At 59.1% G+C, this 18,712-nt stretch carries 11 protein-coding genes and 2 tRNA genes; 2 read left to right on the top strand and 11 right to left on the bottom strand.

Annotation, left to right across the window (positions count from 1 at the left end):
- Window positions 1-14 precede the first annotated feature (14 nt).
- The 5 genes from HHJ18_RS13160 to HHJ18_RS13140 form a co-directional block, all read right to left on the bottom strand.
- Complete coding sequence (locus tag HHJ18_RS13160) at window positions 15-2,033, bottom strand: multiheme c-type cytochrome (protein ID WP_296915962.1); 2,019 nt, start codon at window positions 2,031-2,033, stop codon at window positions 15-17.
- A 154-nt stretch (window positions 2,034-2,187) separates the two neighbouring features.
- On the bottom strand, window positions 2,188-2,532 hold the full coding sequence (locus tag HHJ18_RS13155) for a c-type cytochrome (protein WP_296915961.1): 345 nt from the start codon (window positions 2,530-2,532) through the stop codon (window positions 2,188-2,190).
- 175 nt (window positions 2,533-2,707) lie between these two features.
- Complete coding sequence (locus HHJ18_RS13150; protein ID WP_296915959.1) at window positions 2,708-4,900, bottom strand: MtrB/PioB family decaheme-associated outer membrane protein; 2,193 nt, start codon at window positions 4,898-4,900, stop codon at window positions 2,708-2,710.
- A gap of 16 nt (window positions 4,901-4,916) precedes the next feature.
- Window positions 4,917-5,930: a DmsE family decaheme c-type cytochrome gene (locus HHJ18_RS13145; protein WP_296915957.1), complete on the bottom strand. Its 1,014-nt coding sequence runs from the start codon at window positions 5,928-5,930 to the stop codon at window positions 4,917-4,919.
- Window positions 5,931-6,041: 111 nt separating this feature from the next.
- Window positions 6,042-8,576, bottom strand: coding sequence for an OmcA/MtrC family decaheme c-type cytochrome (locus HHJ18_RS13140; protein WP_296915956.1), 2,535 nt, complete (start codon window positions 8,574-8,576; stop codon window positions 6,042-6,044).
- A 302-nt stretch (window positions 8,577-8,878) separates the two neighbouring features.
- On the opposite strand from HHJ18_RS13140, the gene HHJ18_RS13135 reads away from it, so the two are divergent.
- A complete protein-coding gene (locus HHJ18_RS13135) occupies window positions 8,879-10,480 on the top strand; it encodes an NAD(P)H-hydrate dehydratase (protein ID WP_296915954.1) in 1,602 nt (533 codons plus the stop codon).
- Here the strand turns inward: HHJ18_RS13135 and HHJ18_RS13130 are convergent.
- Window positions 10,427-10,990 carry a YggT family protein gene (locus HHJ18_RS13130; protein ID WP_296915952.1) on the bottom strand — a complete coding sequence of 188 codons (564 nt, stop codon included), beginning with the start codon at window positions 10,988-10,990 and terminating at the stop codon, window positions 10,427-10,429. The two genes, HHJ18_RS13135 and HHJ18_RS13130, sit on opposite strands and share 54 nt — an antisense overlap.
- A 47-nt stretch (window positions 10,991-11,037) precedes the next feature.
- Window positions 11,038-13,380: a ribonuclease R gene (gene rnr, locus HHJ18_RS13125; protein ID WP_296916607.1), complete on the bottom strand. Its 2,343-nt coding sequence runs from the start codon at window positions 13,378-13,380 to the stop codon at window positions 11,038-11,040.
- A gap of 297 nt (window positions 13,381-13,677) precedes the next feature.
- Here rnr and HHJ18_RS13120 point away from each other — a divergent pair.
- Window positions 13,678-13,762: transfer RNA gene (locus HHJ18_RS13120), tRNA-Leu, on the top strand.
- A 212-nt stretch (window positions 13,763-13,974) separates the two neighbouring features.
- Here HHJ18_RS13120 and rimO read toward each other — a convergent pair.
- The 4 genes from rimO to HHJ18_RS13100 form a co-directional block, all read right to left on the bottom strand.
- Window positions 13,975-15,393 (bottom strand): 30S ribosomal protein S12 methylthiotransferase RimO, encoded by a 1,419-nt coding sequence (rimO, locus tag HHJ18_RS13115; RefSeq protein ID WP_296915950.1) that lies wholly within the window; start codon window positions 15,391-15,393, stop codon window positions 13,975-13,977.
- Between the two features lie 73 nt (window positions 15,394-15,466).
- On the bottom strand, window positions 15,467-16,009 hold the full coding sequence (gene phaR / locus HHJ18_RS13110; protein ID WP_296916606.1) for a polyhydroxyalkanoate synthesis repressor PhaR: 543 nt from the start codon (window positions 16,007-16,009) through the stop codon (window positions 15,467-15,469).
- 227 nt (window positions 16,010-16,236) lie between these two features.
- Window positions 16,237-16,313 (bottom strand) — tRNA-Val (locus HHJ18_RS13105).
- A gap of 89 nt (window positions 16,314-16,402) precedes the next feature.
- Window positions 16,403-18,664 (bottom strand): bifunctional (p)ppGpp synthetase/guanosine-3',5'-bis(diphosphate) 3'-pyrophosphohydrolase, encoded by a 2,262-nt coding sequence (locus HHJ18_RS13100; RefSeq protein WP_296915948.1) that lies wholly within the window; start codon window positions 18,662-18,664, stop codon window positions 16,403-16,405.
- Window positions 18,665-18,712: the final 48 nt, after the last annotated feature.

The following is an 18,712-nucleotide window of genomic DNA, read 5'->3' as shown; positions in this document are numbered from 1 at the left end:
CAATCTTGCAATGATCAGCCACCGGTAAAGAACCCGATCCCCACGAGGGTCAGCAAACTCAGGCCCATTGCGATCAGCGTAAAGCCCAGCACTTTGGAAGCGGCTAGCTTGGCTGAAGATGGCGCAGCCACCAGATACTGCTCAAGCTCGCCGGCATCGACCAGGCGCTGGTATTCCACCGCGTGCTCACGCTTGAATTCTTCCAGCGAGAAGGTGCCGGTAAACATCACCACTTCGAGCGGGAATTTATCCGGACGAAAGTGGTTGTTGAAGAAGTGCACGGTGAACAGGAAGACCACCGCCAGGAAGGCTTCTTCGCCGTGGAAGATCGCCGCAACGTTGAACACCCAGCCCGGCAGGAAGGCGCCGAACACATTGGGCAGCCACATGATCAGGCCACTGACGCCAATGATGGTCACACCCCAGAACGGTGCCCAGTAGTCAAACTTTTCCCAATACGTCCAGCGGTCAAACACCGGGCGTTGGCCCTTGCCGAAGAACCACTTGAACATGCCCAGCATGTCCTTGCCGTCCTGCAAGTTCGGAATCAGCGAGTTCGGGCCGAAGAACCTGAAGTTCTTCCAGTCGCGTGCAATGCGCACGGCGATGTAAAGCAGATGCCAGAAGAACACAGCGGCAAAAATGACGGCGTTGACGCGGTGGATGTTGCCAGCTATTTCGGGGCCACCCAGAAGCCTCATGAGACCCGCTGCCCACGGCGCGTCAGGGTAGAACAGCGGCATGCCAGTGAGCGTCAAAATCATCAAGCTCAAGGCGAAAGTCAGGTGCGCAATGCGCCAGGTCAGGCTGAAACGTTTGACGTGCCTGCCCTGCAGTTCGGCGGGCAGTGCTTCGGCCTTGATGCGCGGATGGCGGCTCAGCTGCCGGCGTTCCTTGTACTCGCGGTAAAACCACAGCGCCGTGTGCAGCCAGAAGAAGGCAAAGGTGCCCACCAGCAACTGCAGCATGATCTGCCATGCGACCCAGATTTGTGGGTAGCGCTCAAAATCTCCCGAATGCCCGTGCGGCTGAAAGCTGGCAAAGCCCACAGGTGCGTCAGCGAGTTCCTTCTTGCCGTTGTGGCACTGGCGGCAAGTCTTCATGCGGTTGTCAGAATGGACCTTGGACTGCGCATCCTTGGCCTCCAGTATTTCATGACTGCCATGGCAGTCAAAGCACTTGGCCGTGTTGGCATAACCCAGCGTGGTGATCTGGCCGTGGTAGGTGGCCTTGTAGGACTTGAGATTGGCCTCATGGCAAGAGCCGCAGTTTTCCGCGACGCCCAGCTTGAAAGGAATGGCCGACGAGTTGCCCACCTCATGGGAGCCGTGGCAATCTGAACACACGGCCGACTTGACGTTCTGTTTCTCGCTGATTTCCTGGCCGTGCACGGAGGCCGCGTAGGTTTCGAGCTGCTCCTCATGGCAGTTCTCGCTACAGGTTTTTGGAACACTCAGGCGCCACTGCGCGTACTGCGGCGAATCCTTGGCTGGTACGTTAAAACTGTGGGTGTCATGACAGTTGTCGCAGGAGGCATTCGGTTTGCTCTTGTCGTCGGCATTGGGTCGCGCATGAAAAGATTTTTTGTAGGCTTCGATGTTCTTGACGACCACCTCCAACCGTGGTTTGTCTTTGGCCGTGCCGTCATTTTTGGCCGCGTCAAAAAGGCCTTGGTGGCAACCCGCGCAATTCACCTTGTTCAGCGGCTGGGCCGGGTTTTTCTGGTGGACATTGGCGGTTTCAGCGTTGTCCGTGATGTCGGTGTGGCAAGCCACGCATTGCATCTTGGCGTGCACGCCTTTGCCGAATGCTTCGGAAACCACGCTTTTCAAGGCGCGTTTCGTGTCTTCAGGGCCCGGCCCTTCCAGTTTGCCCTTGCTGCCATCATGACAACTCTGGCACCTGACGTTGTCCAGCTTGGCGACAGGCGCCGGGGCCGGCGTAGCACCGGTGGCGGCCAGGGCCACCGGGCTCAGGAAGGCGGCAAGCAACCACGATAGAAGCACGCGTGCAGGAAACGACGGGAGTCGCATGATCAGGGGTATCCAAAAAAACGTAACAGCAGCGCTTTGCCAGGCCACCTACAAAGCCCGAAGCAACAACACCCTTGAAAGCGGACCTGCCTCAAGGGGCAGGTACGGGAAAGAAGCAAGGCAGCCCACAAAACCGCTTCTTGTTTAAGAAAACTCAATGCGACAAGTACCAGTCGGCCAGGTTCTTCAGCTCTTTGATATCTTTGGTGTCGATGATCTTGTGATCTTCTTCAGTGCCGTCTTCCAGCTTGACTTTCTGGCCGGCTGTCATGTTCTTGATGGCTTTTTCCTGACCTTCGGGCTTGCCCCGGTATTTGTCAGATATCTTCTTAAGTGAAGGCCCTTTTTTGGTCTTGTCGATGGCGTGGCACTTGAAGCAATCATTCTTCTTGGCCAGTGCCTTTGCGGCGTCAACATCGATCTCGGCCTGTGCAGACGTCATAGCGGCAAAGAAAAGCGCGACAGCGCTGAGAATCAACGCGAGTGGACGGTGTTTCATGGATAGTCCTGGAAGTATTGATAAAAATTTGGTAACTAAAATCGATTTTATTAGTTACATCAGTTGCACCTCTTGACAGATATCAAACTTACGCAAGCGATTGGTGGATATATGCCTGCAGTAATGCAATCGCGCAACAAAATCGCCTCCACACCGCCGAAGCTCAGCGCTATTTCTAAGGCAGCTGGTAGATATACGTGACCCCAATGAAGCTGACCTTTTGTGTCGCGTTCTGCGCCACGGTTGTGCCATCCGAGTAAGCGAACGGCACGCCGTTGTAGCCCCAGGTCCAGTCATCGACGCTGGCTCGCTGGTGAACCAGATTGATGCGCACGGCAGAACGCTTGCTCAACGCGTACTTGCCAAACAGGCTCAACGAGGTCTGGCGGTACACCACATTGGGCAGGCCGCCGGTGGCAGCCAGCAGGGCCGCGCTGTCAGCACGCGCGAAGGTATCCAGGGTCTGGGCGTAAATGCTCTTGTCGCTCGCATATGACAAGTTGCCACCAACTTCCAGCTTGCTAATGGGTTTGCCTGTGATGCCAATGCCGGCGTTCAGGCTGGTGTTTTCAAATGCCATCACCGCACCGCCAAAGCGTGACTGGTTGAGCGTCTGAACGCCTCTGGAAGCAAAGGCGTTCAAGGCCCACCTGGAGGACAACTCATACCCCATGTCCACGCTGAACTGATTCATATCGGTCTTTTGAAGACCATAGGATGTTGGGGCGCTGTAGCTGTCTTTGCCAGCTTCCACACTGAACTGAAGCGACAAGTCCTTGTTCGGCTGCCAGTCAGCAAACAGCTTCGCCTTGTCGCGTTGACGGTCGGCCAGCGTGGGCATGAAGATCGACGACGACAAAAAGCCGGTGGCCGGATCATTCGGGTTGGCGACTTCGGTCACGCCCCCGGCCACACCGTTGGGCCTTAACCAGTTCGAGCCGTCGCGGCGGCTGCTCGACAGCGTGAGGGCCGTACTGAAATCTTCTGACATGGCGCGGCGCAGTTCTGCGTTAACGCCGGTCTCCTGGGTTTTCTGGCGCAGCGCACTAGTACCAAAAATAGCGCCGGATGACGTGAAGACGCCGCGATCAATGGCTTCAAAGTCGGCGCCAATACTGCCCCGATAGTTGCTTGAAAACTGCCAGCCCGCCTGCAGCTTGCCATGCGTCTTTTTGTAGGGGAGCGCCCGGTTGGTCCAGGTCCGTGAGCCCAACGCGTTGTACGCGGCTATCGGCGTGTTGTCGTCCTTGTTTTCATAGCGCCAGTCGGCCAGCAGCGAGAGCTTGGGGATAGGCCGCGAGGTGACGCCGAACTTGGCCAGCGTCGTAACGGCCTCGCCGTCCAGGCTGGCACGACCCGCCGGGGCGCCGACCAGGCCAGCGCCAGCATAACTGTTGTCTTGCGTGGCCTTGGTATACGCCAGCTTGAAGTTGCCCGTTGTTTTTCCGGTGAAGCGGTAGCTGCCGCCCACGTCAAGCTGATGCGCCTGGTTGTCCGGCGCCAGGGCCACCGGCTGACTCAGCATCGCCCGCAGGCCGGGGTTCAGCGTGAAAGGCGAACCGACAGGGTTATTCAAACTTCCAGGGATCGTGGGAATCAGGGTGGCGTTCTCATTGCGGTAGATCGAGCCGTAATAACCGACGTTGACGCGAAGTTTCTCGAGGGCATAGCTCAGCCGAGCTTCCACCTGAACGTGGTTGGCATTGATCGGCTCTGGCAGCAGGAGTGCCGCCCAACCCGTGCTGGCGCCACCGATGCCGCCACAGGGCGCAAACGCTGACACGCAGGTCGCGCCTATGCCGAACAAACGAGCGCCCTCTTTTTTCTCTGTCTTCACGTCCATTTCAAACTGAAGCGCCGGCGAAAGCCATTTCGTCATGCCGACGCCCAGGCCAGTGCGCTTGGTCTTCAGGTCAAAGTCAAAGCCGCTTCCCAAGGTGGGCAGGAGCACCACCTGCGGCGTGGTCGATCCGGCGCCCAGCAGGCCGGTGTTGACCGTATAGGGGTCATAGCGCACCAGTTCGTTGTAGTCGGCCGTGAACTTCCAGTCGCCCGGGTGCTTCACAACAAGGTTCATCTCGCGCGTGTCGCCCAACAAATTGGCGCCCAGAAAATCCACCCAGCGCGCAGTTGCTTCGTCGCGCAGCGTGTAGTCCACGTCCAGCGTGGCGAAGGCGCTGTGCTTGCGCAAGCCGTTGTACTGGCCGAACTGGGCGCGGTCAGCCTTGGAGCCATCGATCACGCCTAGGCCGGCGCTGATGGTGGTTTCGGTGACTTTGGTTTGCGCATGCACCGGCACAAACAGGGCGCACACGGCCAGGGCCAGCACGGTGCGGTGAAAGCGAAATGAGGAATTGGAACGGGTCATCATGGCTCTCCGTGTTTCAACGCTGCAAGAGCTGTGGCGTCGGGTTGCTGGTCGACGGGTTGTTGGAACCATGAATTTGCGTGTGGCAATTCATGCAACTGCGGCCCTGCCACATATTGATGACGTTCTTGCCATCCGTGGTGCGGTTGATCAGCGCTTGAGACTGGCCGGGCGCGGCAGGTCCAAACACACCGCGCTGGCCACCAACAGCACCAACGCCACCGGCCTCGTGCGGCGTATGGCATTGCTGGCACAGCATCGGTGGGCGCGACTTGAGCATGCCCGCAACCGTGCTGCCATGCGCGCTGTGGCAAATCGCGCAGTCTTCGGCGACCGGTTCATGCTGGCGTACGAACGGCCCTTGTTTTTCAGCGTGACAGGTGTAGCAGGTGGCGTTGGTGCTGTCGCGCTTGGCCAGCTTGGGCCCTGCCGATCCGTGCACGTTGTGGCAATCCGAGCAAGTCATCTTGCCTTCAGGAATTGGATGACGCGAAGTCCGGCTGGCTTGCGCCCGCTGCTCTTTATGGCAGGTGTAGCAAAACTCAGCCTGCGTGGCCTTCTTCAAGACCTTGTCACGGTTGGCATGCACGATGTGGCAGGAGTCGCAAGCAACATCAGCCGTCTGGTGCTGGCTGCCTTCCCAAAGCGCACGCTTGGCGTCCTTGTCATGACAGGTCTGGCAGACCTGGTTTCTGTCGTGGGCCGCCAGCTTGGTCAGCTTGCCCCGTATCTTGCCGAAGGTGAAGTCCGGCTTGGGCAGCTCTTTGACATCTTTCGGCTTGTGTGCATGCGCTTCACTGGCGCCGTGGCAGCTGATGCAGTCGGGTGCACGCTTGTCGGCCGCAAAACCGTGTTGGGACCGGCTCATGTCCGTCAGGTCGGTGTCGTCGTGGCAGGTAATGCAGAACGCCGCGCCCTTGGGCTCAGGCTCGGTCTTGGGCTCCGGCTCTGCACCCCAGGCTGACCCGACCAGCCCGAGCAGACAAAGGCCGACAGCGGCTATTGCTGTTTTTGCACTCTTGATTCGCATCCCAAACTCTCCTGAACAAATTCCGATAGCTGGCGTAACGCCGAAGACATGGCGGTCACAAAAAAAGGGAGGACTGGTGACAGCCCTCCCGTTCTTGCGACCACGGCGTGTTTACTTCTGATCGTGGACCGTGTCCACACCCTTGAAGCCGCCGCTGGCGTGGCAGTCTTCACAGGTTTCGCGCGGCAGAGCAGCGATCTGCGCCTGAGTTTTGTCTCCGACCGCGGCACCACCGAAGCTGGTCACATGGGCCATGGCCTTGCTGGAGTCGTGACAAGCGGTGCAACTGGCGGCCTTGGGCGAGATCACAAGCCAGTTGTTCGGGTTTGCGTCGGCGGCGACAGTGAACCCACTACCCACCAAGGTGACGGGTCCTTTCAGGACGACGGCGCCCAGCGGTCCCAAGTCCTGCTTGTACGAGTTGTTGACATGGCATGCGTTGCAGTTAACGCCAACGCCCGGCCATGCGACCTCGGCTGCGTAGTTCTCTACGGTGCTTGCAAGCGAGGTACCACCGGTGGTCACCGACGTGCCGTCCTTCTTAAACGCCCCTACCACTTTGTTGCCATAAGTGAATGGGTAGCTGCGCTTGGTGTTGCCGTGGATGCCGTGGATCAGCCTCTTGAACTGGTAAGACTCGTTGTAAGCCAGACCATTGGTCATGACGGTCGACGAAGGCCGATTTGCGTCGTGGCAAACAACACAAGCCTCGACCGTATTGCGGGCGCCGCTGTGGAAGGCCTCGGGGAGCGTGTTTGCACCTGAAGTGGTTCCCAGCGAACCATGGCAGACGTTGCATTTCTCGTTGGAAACGATGACGCGGCGTGGGTTCAAGGTACCGGCCAGGGCCAGTTCTTTGAATGTGTGCTGCACCACGACGTTGACGAGCGGAATGGGGGTCACGGAATCATCGACTGGCCGCGGCTCTACATTCGTCTTCACTTTCAGTTTGGGCTCCCTGATCTGGCCAATGCTGACGACCCGGGCCGTTCCCGCTGCGACAGATATGCCCGAAACATCGGGAGGCAGCGGGATGTCTACTGTGTAGTGGTTGCTGCCATCATTGCTCCCCATGTGGGCAAAGGCATTGGCATTGCTGCCCCCGTTGTTGTATGAGGAGTACTCAGTGACAGCAGCTGACTGACCAACCATGTTCTGGTAAGCAAGAAAGAATCGTAGATTGCCGAATTTCGTATTGCTGATCGGGCGGGTGCCGGCGGGCATGCAAATACCGGGAGTTCCCGTAAACGTACAGTCAGGCGTCACCAGGTTATAGGCTGAATTGCCATTGGTCGGATCAGAGAGAAAGTATTTGACCGTCACCTTGCGCGCGCCTGCGTCATAACTGGTGCTCTCAATGTTCATCTTGTACTTGGCAGAGTTCTCTTCGTTCTGGTTCCAGTGCACGCGTTCTGAAGAAATGGCGCCTACGTGGCAATTGACACACTGCGCGTTCGGCAGTGCCTTGGCGGCAGCTCCAGCACCCACGAAGGTGCCAGCGAACACCTTGTGGCTGGTATCCCAGGCAGAACCCGCGTTGTTCGCATGGCAGGTCAGGCAGGCTTCCTTGCTGGGCTTAGTCTTCCAGTTGTCACCCTGAGGTGTTTTGGGGTTGGCCGCGGTGTGGCAAACGGTGCAGTTGCGCAGATCCTGCGGGAAGCCGACTTCGGCATAGTTGTATTTTTTGCTGCTGTAGCCCCAGATCGTGTAGTCCTCACCACCCGCAGCGAGCTTGCTCTTGAGCGACTTGCCCGAGTGGATCTTGTGGACCATGGTGGCCAGGTTGAGGTTGTTGCCGCTGTTGGCGTCGGTGGTGCCCGGGTTGTGGCACATCACGCACCACTGGGTATCAACCCATCCGCCACCGTGCAGGGCCAGTTTTTCGTGGCAACCGTTACACGACGCGACGTCGGTCATCTTGCGCGTCTTGGCCGGGTCGGTGACTGCGACAGATTTGCCATCCACGACGGTGAAGTCGAAGTAAGGGTTGACCAGCACCGTTTCACCGGCTGCGTTCTTGTAGCTGAGCATCATCGCGATGCGATGGGTCAGCCCTGGCTCAAAGACCACATTGTTGGTTTTAGTCGGATCTGTGATGTTGGTTTTGAAGGTGTAGCTGAAGTAGCCATCAGGATTGAAGGACAACTGCCCTGTCAGCCCGGCGGCCGTCAGTTCTGTCGCCGACATTTTTCCGTCGGTGGCGGCTTGCATGGCCGTGGCCAGCACGGGCGTGGGCGGAGTACCCGGGCCAACACCAGCTTTCGCCGTCTCTTTGTTGTAGACGTAGTTCACCCACTGGTCCGGATTGCCATTGGTGCCAGGCACTAACTTGGCGATGGCAAAGCGCACATCGGCAATGACCACATCGGTTTTAGCCTTGCCATCGGAAAACACCGCGAAATTCACCACCGGCGGGCTGTTGATGGTGACGGCTGGTATGCCGGCATCTTGCAGAACCGTGAAAGACGCCGAGGTGTTGGTGGCCGTATCGTTGGACGGCACTGCAGCGGCGGCACTGATGGAAGCAGCAGGCGTCCCTGCGGGAGCCGTACTAACTGTGCCTCCGCCACCGCCGCCACCGCAACCAGCGAGAGCTGCGGCCAACAGGCCAGCTGCGCTCCAACGAACCAGTAATGAATGTTTCATTTAATCCTCCACCCTTTTATTAACCGTGTTGACATTTGCTGTCTTTAACCGCGCTTGAGCATTGCTCCGTCCAAAAACCTATTGGGACAAAATCCGGTTGGCGCTCAGCATGAGCGAGAGTGGACGGAGTTTCTTGAAAGTTTTAGAAAATTCAGGAGAGAAGCGCGACTGGATTTAATTTTATTGATCACATCAGTTGCATCATTTGACATTTATCAAACTAAAGCCAATGTCAAGCGAAGGGACATTTAGCGCTGCAGGCAGCCTGACCTGTCAGCGCTGTGGCGGCGCACAATCGCTCGATGCAAAAGATCTCCAGCCTCTTGAGCTACCCGCTGCACAGCGTAGCGGCAACACAACAAATCGAACGCCAGTCCGCCATCAGCTTGGCGCCGCACACGCTGATGCAGCGTGCCGGTCTTTCGGTTGCCCGTCTGGTGCTGGCACTGGCGCCGCACGCCCAGCGCATCTGGATTGCCTGCGGGCCCGGCAACAACGGGGGCGACGGTTTTGAAGCGGCGCTGCAGTTGCACCAGTGGGGCAAGGCGGTCGTGGTGACCTGGACCGGTTTGCCCGGCGGAAAAACAGAGTCGCCGCCCGATGCCCGCGCTTCCCGGGCGCGGGCTTTGGCCGCTGGCGTGCCCATGGCCACCGAGCCGCCGTCCGATTTTGATTTCTGCATCGATGCCCTGCTCGGCATTGGCGCCAGGCTGGATCCGAAACGCGACGGCAGCGCGCTGATGCTGCATTGGCTGGCGCGTATGCAGGCCAGTCCGGCACCGCGGCTTGCGGTGGACATTCCAACCGGACTGGATGCTGACACGGGCTCGGCAGCTCCTGTCGCTCCTTCACCTGACGCTATTAAATCAATAGCAGCTTGCGCCCGTCCCTATTGGGCTGGAGCCGTTTTTACCCTAACTTTATTAACATTAAAGCCGGGACTGTTCACCGCCAGTGGACGCGACCGTTCCGGCCAGGTGTGGTTTGATGACCTGGGCATCACAGCGCAAGCGGCCGGCGCCCTAGCGCAGCCCTGCGCCTGGCTGCTGGGCGCGGACCGCGCCAGTCCGGGGCTGCGCAGTCACGCCGCACACGCCAGCCACAAAGGCAGTTTTGGCGACGTGGCCGTTTTGGGCGGCGAATCCTCAATCGCCAGCCACATGACGGGTGCTGCCTTGCTGGCCGCCAGGGCGGCACTGCATGCCGGGGCGGGCCGGGTCTTTGTGGCCTTGCTCGGCAAGGCCGCTCTGAACGTCGACCTGCAGCAGCCCGAACTGATGTTTCGCGCGCCCGAGGCGCTGGACTTGAAGCACCAGGTGGTGGTCTGCGGCTGCGGCGGTGGCGACGCCGTTAGAAGCGTCATAGCCAAAGTGCTGGCAACGGCGCCGCGGGCGGTGCTGGATGCCGACGCACTCAATGCAATTGCTCTGGATTCGCAATTGCAGGACCAGTTGCAAGCCCGCCACCACAGGGGTTACAGCACGGTGCTGACGCCCCACCCGCTGGAAGCGGCTCGCCTGGCAGGAAGCAGTGCCGCGCAGGTGCAGGGCGACCGCCTGGCAGCAGCGCGCCAGCTGGCCGAGCGGTTTCAGTGTGTGGTGGTGCTCAAGGGTTCCGGCAGTGTCGTCGCCGCTCCCGGCCAACCCCCGTTCATCAACGCCAGCGGCAATGCCTTGCTGGCCACGCCGGGTACCGGCGATGTACTGGCCGGCATGATCGGGGCCTACCTGGCCAGTGGCTTGAGCGCTTTTGCGGCGGCCTGCAGCGCGGTGTTTGCGCACGGACAGGCAGCCGATGCGTGGGCAACCCAGCGGCCAGGCCAGCCTTTTACGGCCTCGGCGCTGGCGCGCCTAGACCAAAACCATCATGCCGATTTGCAGCAGCAGCAACAGCACCAGCGCTGACAAATCCACGCCGCCTATGGTGGGAATCACACGCCGCAGCGGCGCCAGCAAGGGATCAGTGAGGCGAGCCAGCAACACATAGGCGGACGAACCGGGCTGGACCCATGACAGGATGGCAAAACCCAGAACCAGGATCAGTAGGGTTTGCAGCGTCACCCGGATTAGCATCTTCAGGGCAAAACCCAGCAGCGCCAGCAAGACCGTCAGCTCGAAACCCGAGGACCAGGATGCCGCCAGCACGCCGAACAACGCCGCCCACACCAGGGCGTAGATGAGGGCCAGCAGCACGGCGGCCAGCACGCTGGCCCAATCCAGCCGTGACTGCGCCAGCGCCTTGGGCAAGACACGTCGCAGCGGTTTGACCAGCCAGTCGCTCACGGCCATCACAAAATGACCCGGTTGCGCGCTCATGTTGATGCGCAGCCAGTTCATCCAGGCACGCAGCAGCGCCGCCGCAATCAGCACGAAGAACAGGGTTTCAAGCAAGAAGCCAAGGACACGGATCAGCATAGATTCCTTAGCCTTCAGGAAATGAAAAAAAACAGGTCATGGGAATCCTAGCGACGTGGCTTTTTGCCCAGCTTGCGTCCAGTGTTGCTCGCGGCCTTTTTGACTGCCGCTTTCAGCGCCTGGATAGGCGATTTCGGCGCCCTGTCTGACCCGGCATCGCGGCCACCGGAACGCGACTCTGAACGCTTGCCCGCGCCTTTTTCACTGGCTTGGCCCGCACCCCTGCCGCCCGCTTGGCGCGGTGCACCGCGTTCCTGCGCTGGCGACTCTGCGGCATGGCTGCCGTTCTTGTCTTTCATGGCCCGGCCCACCAGATCTTCGCCCTCATTGACCAGACGAAAATCAATTTTGCGGCCATCCAGGTCAACCCGACTGACCTGCACCCGCACCCGCGTTCCGATGGCATAGCGCAGACCGCTGCGCTCGCCGCGCAACTCCTGGCGGGCTTCGTCGAAGCGGAAATATTCGCTGCCGAGTTCGGTGATGTGCACCAGACCTTCCACGTACATGGCGTCCAGCGTCACAAAGATGCCAAAACCGGTGGCCGCCGTGACCACACCGCCAAATTCTTCGCCCAGATGCTCGCGCATGTATTTGCACTTAAGCCAGGCCTCGACATCGCGGCTGGCTTCGTCAGCGCGGCGTTCGTTGGCGCTGCAATGCAGGCCCGCAGCCTGCCAGGCCAGTTCGTCGGCCGTGGCTTTTTTGGGTTTCTGCGTCGGTTCCTTCACATCCCTGATGCGCGAGGCCAGCCGTTTGGACAGCTTGGCCTCGGCCTCGCCCGGCGTCGGCAAGGTCGGCAACTGATATTTGCCCTTGTTCAGGACGGCCTTGATGACACGGTGCACCAGCAGGTCCGGATAACGCCGAATCGGGCTGGTGAAATGCGTGTAGGCCTCGTAAGCCAGCCCAAAATGACCGCTGTTCATGGGGGTGTAAATAGCCTGCTGCATGGAGCGCAGCAGCATCGAGTGGATCTGTGGCGCATCCGGCCGGTCTTTGGTGGCCATGGCAATCTGCTGGAACTCACCAGGGGTCGGGTCGTCGCTGATGGTCATGCCCAGGCCAATCGCCTTGAGGTAGGCGCGCAGCATGTCCTTTTTCTCGGGCGTCGGACCTTCGTGCACGCGAAACAGACCAATGTGCTTGCTCTGCGCGATGAAGTCGGCCGAGCAGACGTTGGCTGCCAGCATGGCCTCCTCGATCAGGCGGTGCGCCACGTTGCGGGTGCGCGGCACGATTTTTTCAATCCGCCCGACTTCGTCGCAAACAATCTGGGTTTCGGTGGTTTCAAAATCCACCGCGCCGCGTACGCCGCGCTCCTTGAGCAGGACCTGGTAGACCTCGTTCAGATCCAGCAAATGCGGCACCAGCGCCTTGCGTTGCGCGGCTTCCGGGCCGCGTGTATTGGCCAGGATGGCGGCCACTTCGGTGTAGGTAAAGCGGGCCTGGCTGAACATCACGGCCGGGTAAAACTGGTAGGCGTGCACCTCGCCTTTGGCGTTGACCAGCATGTCGCACACCATGCACAGGCGCTCAACATTGGGGTTGAGTGAGCACAGACCGTTGGACAGCTTTTCCGGCAGCATGGGAATCACGCGGCGCGGGAAATACACGCTGGTGGCCCGGTCGTAGGCGTCAATATCGATGGCGCTGCCGGTCTCCACGTAGTGACTCACGTCAGCGATGGCCACCAGCAGGCGCCAGCCTTTGCCTCGTCCGACTTTGGCGGGCTCGCAGTAAACGGCGTCGTCAAAGTCGCGCGCGTCTTCACCGTCAATGGTGACCAGCGGCACATCGGTCAGGTCAATACGGTGCTTTTTGTCAAGAGGTCGCACGGCGTCCGGCAAGGTGCGGGCCAATGCCAGCGCCTCGTCGCTGAACTCGTGCGGCACGCCATATTTGCGCACCGCAATTTCAATTTCCATGCCCGGATCGTCAATCTCGCCCAGCACTTCCTTGACCCTGCCCACTGGCTGGCCAAACAGGGCGGGCGGCTCGGTCAGCTGCACCACCACGATCTGGCCAGGCTTGGCGGTGCCGGTAGCGGCTTTGGGAATTAACACATCTTGCCCATAGCGCTTGTCTTCGGGCGCGACCAGCCAGACACCGCTTTCCTGAAGCAGCCGACCGATGATGGGGTTGGACGACCGCTCGATGATTTCGGTCACGCGGCCTTCAGGCCGGTTCTTGCGGTCATGCCGCACGATGCGCGCTTTGACACGATCCTTGTGCAGCACAGCGCGCATTTCATTGGGCGGCAAGTAGATGTCGGCTTCGCCGTCGTCACGCTGAACAAAACCATGGCCGTCGCGGTGGCCGGAAACAGTTCCCTCGAATTCAGCGAGGAGTCCGGACGATGTGCCGGATAGTTGGTGAGTTGTTTTGATAAAAAAGTCTCTTTCGTGAGATGCCCTGGCAACACGTGGCTAAACCAGAAGCATGAATAAGTAATGAATGAAAAGGGTCAGGTCGGGACCGGTTTTGTATAGTTGCTCATGCAGATACTAGCCGCGATTCATGACATACCGGCCTGCCGCATCGGCGCAGTTCAGGCAGGAAGATGGCAGAGCTCTCCGCCCGCCTTAAGTGCATGCAGTTTTTAGGCATGGAATTGCGCATGACACTGAAATATTTCAGAGGCGTGACCCGTTAAAACGTTGATGTAATGGTACACTGCTTGATGTGCCCGGGTGGCGGAATTGGTAGACGCGCACGGTTCAGGTCCGTGTATCGCAAGATGTGGAGATTCGAGTTCTCTCCCGGGCACCAAAATTACTCAAGCGTCTAAATATTTAACTGATTTTCGTTGAGTTAGCGAAATTAAGGCCACTGCCAAACAGTGGCCTTTTTGCTTTCCAAGCCGCATGTCACGGCCACTCGCCAACATGCTGACTTTCAACATCAGCCTCGCGACGGCTCAGGCAACGCATCCGGTAACGGAACCAAAGTATCAGCCCACAAACCGTGTCCACAAACGTAGTTCAGACCGGTACAGCGATCAGGTCGTGGCCCTGGGTTCCGACGATGCGAGCCTTGGTGAATTCACCCACCTTCAGCGTCTTGCTGATTTTCTCCGGCGGCAGCAGCTTGACCACGCCATCAATCTCGGGCGCGTCGGCATAGGAGCGACCGGTACCGCCTTTTCGACCCAGCGCCGGCGCCGAGTCCACCAGCACCTGCATGATGGCGCCGATGCGCTGCTGCAATTTTTGGCTTGAGACGGCTTCGGCCACAGCCATGAAACGGGCTCGTCTCTCTTCACGCAAGGCCAAAGGAAGCATGCCGGCAATGTCATTGGCAGCAGCGCCCTGCACCGCGCTGTAGGCAAAGCAACCGGCGCGGTCAATTTTTGCTTCGCGCATGAAATCCAGCAGATGCTCAAATTCGGCTTCGGTTTCGCCCGGAAAGCCGGCAATGAAGGTGCTGCGAATGACAATCTCGGGGCAGATCTCGCGCCAGCGCGCAATGCGTTCCAGGTTTTTCTCGCCGCTGGCTGGCCGCTTCATGCGCTTGAGCACATCCGGGTGGCTGTGTTGCAAAGGCACGTCCAGATAGGGCAGCACCTTGCCGGTTGCCATCAAGGGCAGCACTTCATCCACACTGGGATAGGGATAAACGTAGTGCAAGCGCACCCATGCCCCGTAGGGCTCAGCGATATCACCCAGGGCCTGGACCAGTTCCAGCATACGCGTCTTGATCGGTTTGCCGTCCCAGAAGCCGGTGCGGTATTTCACATCCACGCCATAGGCGGAGGTGTCCTGGCTGATCACCAGCAGTTCCTTCACGCCACCCTCGAACAAGGCACGTGCTTCGTTGAGTACATCGCCAATAGAGCGCGACACCAGGTCACCACGCATTGATGGAATGATGCAGAAGGTGCAACGGTGGTTGCAGCCCTCACTGATCTTCAGGTAGGCATAGTGCCTGGGAGTGAGCTTGATGCCGGCAATGCCAAAGGTGTTGGGCACCAGGTCAATAAACGGGTCATGCGGCTTGGGAAGATTCAGATGCACCGCATCCATGACTTCTTGCGTGGCATGGGGGCCGGTCACCGCCAGCACGCTGGGGTGCATCTGGCGCACCAAATTGTCACCGCTTTCGCCGGCCTTGGCCCCCAGACAGCCGGTGACAATGACCCTGCCATTGGCGGCCAGCGCTTCACCGATGGTGTCCAGGCTTTCCCTGACGGCATCGTCAATAAAGCCGCAGGTATTGACAATCACCAGGTCCGCGCCTTCAAAGGTTTTGGAGGTCTGGTAACCCTCGGCACTCAGTTGCGTGAGAATCAATTCGGAATCCGTCAGCGCCTTGGGGCAACCCAGGCTGACAAAACCTACGCGCGGGATGGATTTTGCGGGATTGGTGGCTGAAATAGGGGGTGGGGTAAAAACGTCGCTCATGGCCTCTATTGTCTCAGAGCAGTCCAGGCGGCAGTCCTCGGCCTCGAATAGATCCTAAAAAGCAAGCCCAAAGTCAGCGCTTCAGACCAAAGGCCGAGAGCATTTGTTCGCTCTGCTTTTGCATTTGCTCCTGCATCTGTGTAAATACGTTCTTGGACTGCTCGACATAGTTGCCCATCATGCCCTGCATCATGGGCGATTTGGCACTCATGACTTGCGCCCACATTTCGGGGCTCAAGCCCTTCGATTGCTCAGCCATCTTGACCTGCAGATCCATGAAAGTCTGCACGTTTTTTTCGAGATACGCACCCATAAAGCTTTGCATCGCGTTACCGTAGAAACGGATGATGTTGGCGAGCACAGCCTCGGTAAACATCGGGGCTCCGGCCGTCTCTTCTTCAAGAATAATCTGCAGCAGGATGCTGCGCGTGAGGTCTTCATTGGTCTTGGCGTCGCGCACCACAAACTGCGCGCTGGCCATCACCAGGTTTTGAACGTCGCTGAGCGTGATGTAAGCCGAAGTCTCGGTATCGTAAAGCCGCCGATTCGGATACTTTTTGATGACACGGGTGGGTGCAGAACTTCCTTCATCCGCCTTATTGTCATCGGCGGCAATGTTGTCCGCAGCAAAGCCGTCCGGCGTGGCTGGCACGCGGGACTTGGCACTGACGGATTTGCTTTTTTGCACTGAATATTCCTTTGAATGACGCCCTGCGTCATAGCGCCAGGGTTATGTACATTCTAGGAACTCTGAACGGTCGCAATCCCCTTGGTTTACCCTGCCGCAAAAAGACTACATCCCGAAGGAATATTCTTAAGAAACAGGAAACGATTTAAAGGAATTGGTAGGCGCGATTGGACTCGAACCAACGACCCCCACCATGTCAAGGTGGTGCTCTAACCAGCTGAGCTACGCGCCTAAGGACTGTTCGAAGCAATGATTGTAGCAGGGCAGAACACCAGTATTGCCTTGCTCCATAAAATTACCAAATAAAAACCAAACTGCGAATCAGCGTCTCCGGGCTGAGCGCACGCCCGGCACTTCAGCCACCAGCCCCAGCACCTGATTGAGCCGGCCCGATTGCGCCACCTCCACCGTGAAGGTCATCCACGCAGTGCCACCGCGATTGTCTTTGACCGACTGCGTTTGCACGCCAATGACGTTCATTTTTTCCTTGGTAAACACTTCGGAAATATCGCGCAACAAACCTTGCCGGTCGGCTGCCTCAATGGCCACATCTACCGGGTAGACCGAGCCGTCTTGCGTACCTGGCAAACTCCATTGCACCTCGATTACCCGGTCGGGACTACCGCTGGCCATGTTGCGGAAATTGCTGCAATCGGCGCGATGAATACTCACTCCCCTGCCCTTCGTGACAAAGCCGAGAATCTGATCCGGTGGCGCTGGTTTGCAGCACTTGGCCAGTTGAGTCAAAAGAGAGTCGATGCCTACCACCAGCACGTTGCCCTTGCCGCGCTGGCCAGAGCGTTCGGAATGCCGTATTTTTTTGGGCAGCACGAAGTCGCCCGCAGGCACCACGGGCTCTGGGGGGCGCAGCATGTTTTCAATAGTGCGCAACGACAACTCGTCCTTCCCCACGACTTCAAACAAATCCTCAGCCGTCTTAAAGCCCAAAAGCACCGCGAGATCGAGCAGCTTCATGGCGGTTTTACCTTCGCGCTGCAGCAGCTTTTCAACCGCCTCCCGACCCTTCGCCATCGTTTGCTCCATCGCCAAAGCGTTGAACCACGCACGCACTTTCGATTTCGCCCGGTGGCTGGACAAAAAGCCCAGTTCCGGGTTAAGCCAATCGCGCGACGGCCCGCCTTCCTTGGCCGTAATCACCTCCACGGTCTGGCCGTTTTGCAACGGCGTGTTGAGCGGCACCATCGCGCCGTCGACACGCGCGCCGCGGCAGCGGTGTCCCAGGCTGGTGTGCACGCTGTAGGCAAAGTCCACCGTGGTCGCGCCCTGCGGCAATTCGACGATGACCGCATCGGGCGTCAACACGTAAATGCGGTCTTCAAACAGGCCCTGATTGGCGTCCCGCGCGCGCTGCGCAGCCGGCACCGACAGGTCGCGCTCCCATGCCAGAAGTTGCCGCAGCACGGCAATCTTGGCGTCGTATTCGCTGCTGGCCGATACGCCGGCGTAGCCCTTGGTGCCGGCCTCCTTGTAAGCCCAGTGCGCTGCCACGCCGTGTTCTGCATGGTCGTGCATGGCTTGGGTGCGAATCTGGATCTCGACGGCCCGCCCCGCCTCGTCGCGCACCACGGTGTGCAAAGACTGGTAACCATTGCTCTTGGGTTTGGCGATGTAGTCATCAAACTCGCCAGCCACCGGTGAAAAACGCGAATGCACAAAGCCCAGGGCCGCATAGCACCCCTTCACGTCGGCCGCAATCACGCGCAGGGCGCGTATATCAAAAACATGATCAAAGTTGAGCGACTTGCCGCGCATTTTTTTGACAATGCTGTAGATGTGCTTGGGCCTGCCTTGCACCAGCGCGGCGATACCGCCTCGGTTCAGCTCGCGCTCCAGCTGCGCGCGCAGGGCCTCCATGAAGCCTTCGCGCTGCACCCGTTTTTCATCAAGCAGGCGGGCCGTCTGCCGGTACGTCTCGGGTTCCAGAAAACGAAAAGCCAAGTCTTCCATTTCCCATTTAACCTGCCAGATCCCCAAGCGGTTAGCCAGCGGCGCAAACACATGCAGCGACTCATGCGCCAATACGGCCGGCGCAGCCTGTTTGGTGGCGGCATAGTGGCGCAAGGTTTGCAGGCGCGAGGCCAGCCGCAGCATGACCACCCGCAAGTCGCGCGAGAACGCCAGCAACATCTTGCGTACGTTTTCGGTCTGTGCCGCCGGGTCGTCCAGCAGTTGGGCTTTGGCCTGCGCGCCGCGTGCCTGGCGCTGCACGTGGACCAGCTTGGTCGTTTCCATGGCCAGCGCAGCAAAATTGGCACCAAAGGCCTTGGCAATAACTTCCTGCGGCTTGTTCAGGTGCTGGCACGAATGCACCAGGTAGGTAGCGGCCTGCATGGCTTGCGAGCCGCCAATCGCCTTGAGAATGGCAGCCACCGCATCGGCGTGTGCCAGAATATTTTCGCCTGTGTCCAGCGTTTCACCCGCAATCAGCGGTTCGGCAAAGGCGCGCGCGCGCGCCAGCGCATCGGGCTGGTCCGGCAGACTGTCAGCGGTGGCCGTCATGATGGAAGCGTTGGCGCCCCGGGCTATGGCCGGCCCACCCCGCCCTGCCTCGTTGCTTTTCATGAAAATTCGATCAAGTTGCGATCGCGTTTGATCACGTTCACTCACGTT

Origin of the sequence: Polaromonas sp. (assembly GCF_012927455.1) — a bacterium.
Taxonomy (GTDB): Bacteria; Pseudomonadota; Gammaproteobacteria; order Burkholderiales; family Burkholderiaceae_C; genus Polaromonas.
Note: the sequence above shows the minus strand (reverse complement) of the source record. Positions and strands in the feature narration are given on the sequence as shown.

What these genes read in the sequence shown, in the direction of transcription:
- HHJ18_RS13160 (WP_296915962.1), bottom strand. Translation starts at nt 2,033, where the DNA reads ATGCGACTCCCGTCGTTTCCTGCACGCGTGCTTCTATCGTGGTTGCTT.
- HHJ18_RS13155 (WP_296915961.1), bottom strand. Translation starts at nt 2,532, where the DNA reads ATGAAACACCGTCCACTCGCGTTGATTCTCAGCGCTGTCGCGCTTTTC.
- HHJ18_RS13150 (WP_296915959.1), bottom strand. Translation starts at nt 4,900, where the DNA reads ATGACCCGTTCCAATTCCTCATTTCGCTTTCACCGCACCGTGCTGGCC.
- HHJ18_RS13145 (WP_296915957.1), bottom strand. Translation starts at nt 5,930, where the DNA reads ATGCGAATCAAGAGTGCAAAAACAGCAATAGCCGCTGTCGGCCTTTGT.
- HHJ18_RS13140 (WP_296915956.1), bottom strand. Translation starts at nt 8,576, where the DNA reads ATGAAACATTCATTACTGGTTCGTTGGAGCGCAGCTGGCCTGTTGGCC.
- HHJ18_RS13135 (WP_296915954.1), top strand. Translation starts at nt 8,879, where the DNA reads ATGCAAAAGATCTCCAGCCTCTTGAGCTACCCGCTGCACAGCGTAGCG.
- HHJ18_RS13130 (WP_296915952.1), bottom strand. Translation starts at nt 10,990, where the DNA reads ATGCTGATCCGTGTCCTTGGCTTCTTGCTTGAAACCCTGTTCTTCGTG.
- rimO (WP_296915950.1), bottom strand. Translation starts at nt 15,393, where the DNA reads ATGAGCGACGTTTTTACCCCACCCCCTATTTCAGCCACCAATCCCGCA.
- HHJ18_RS13100 (WP_296915948.1), bottom strand. Translation starts at nt 18,664, where the DNA reads ATGAAAAGCAACGAGGCAGGGCGGGGTGGGCCGGCCATAGCCCGGGGC.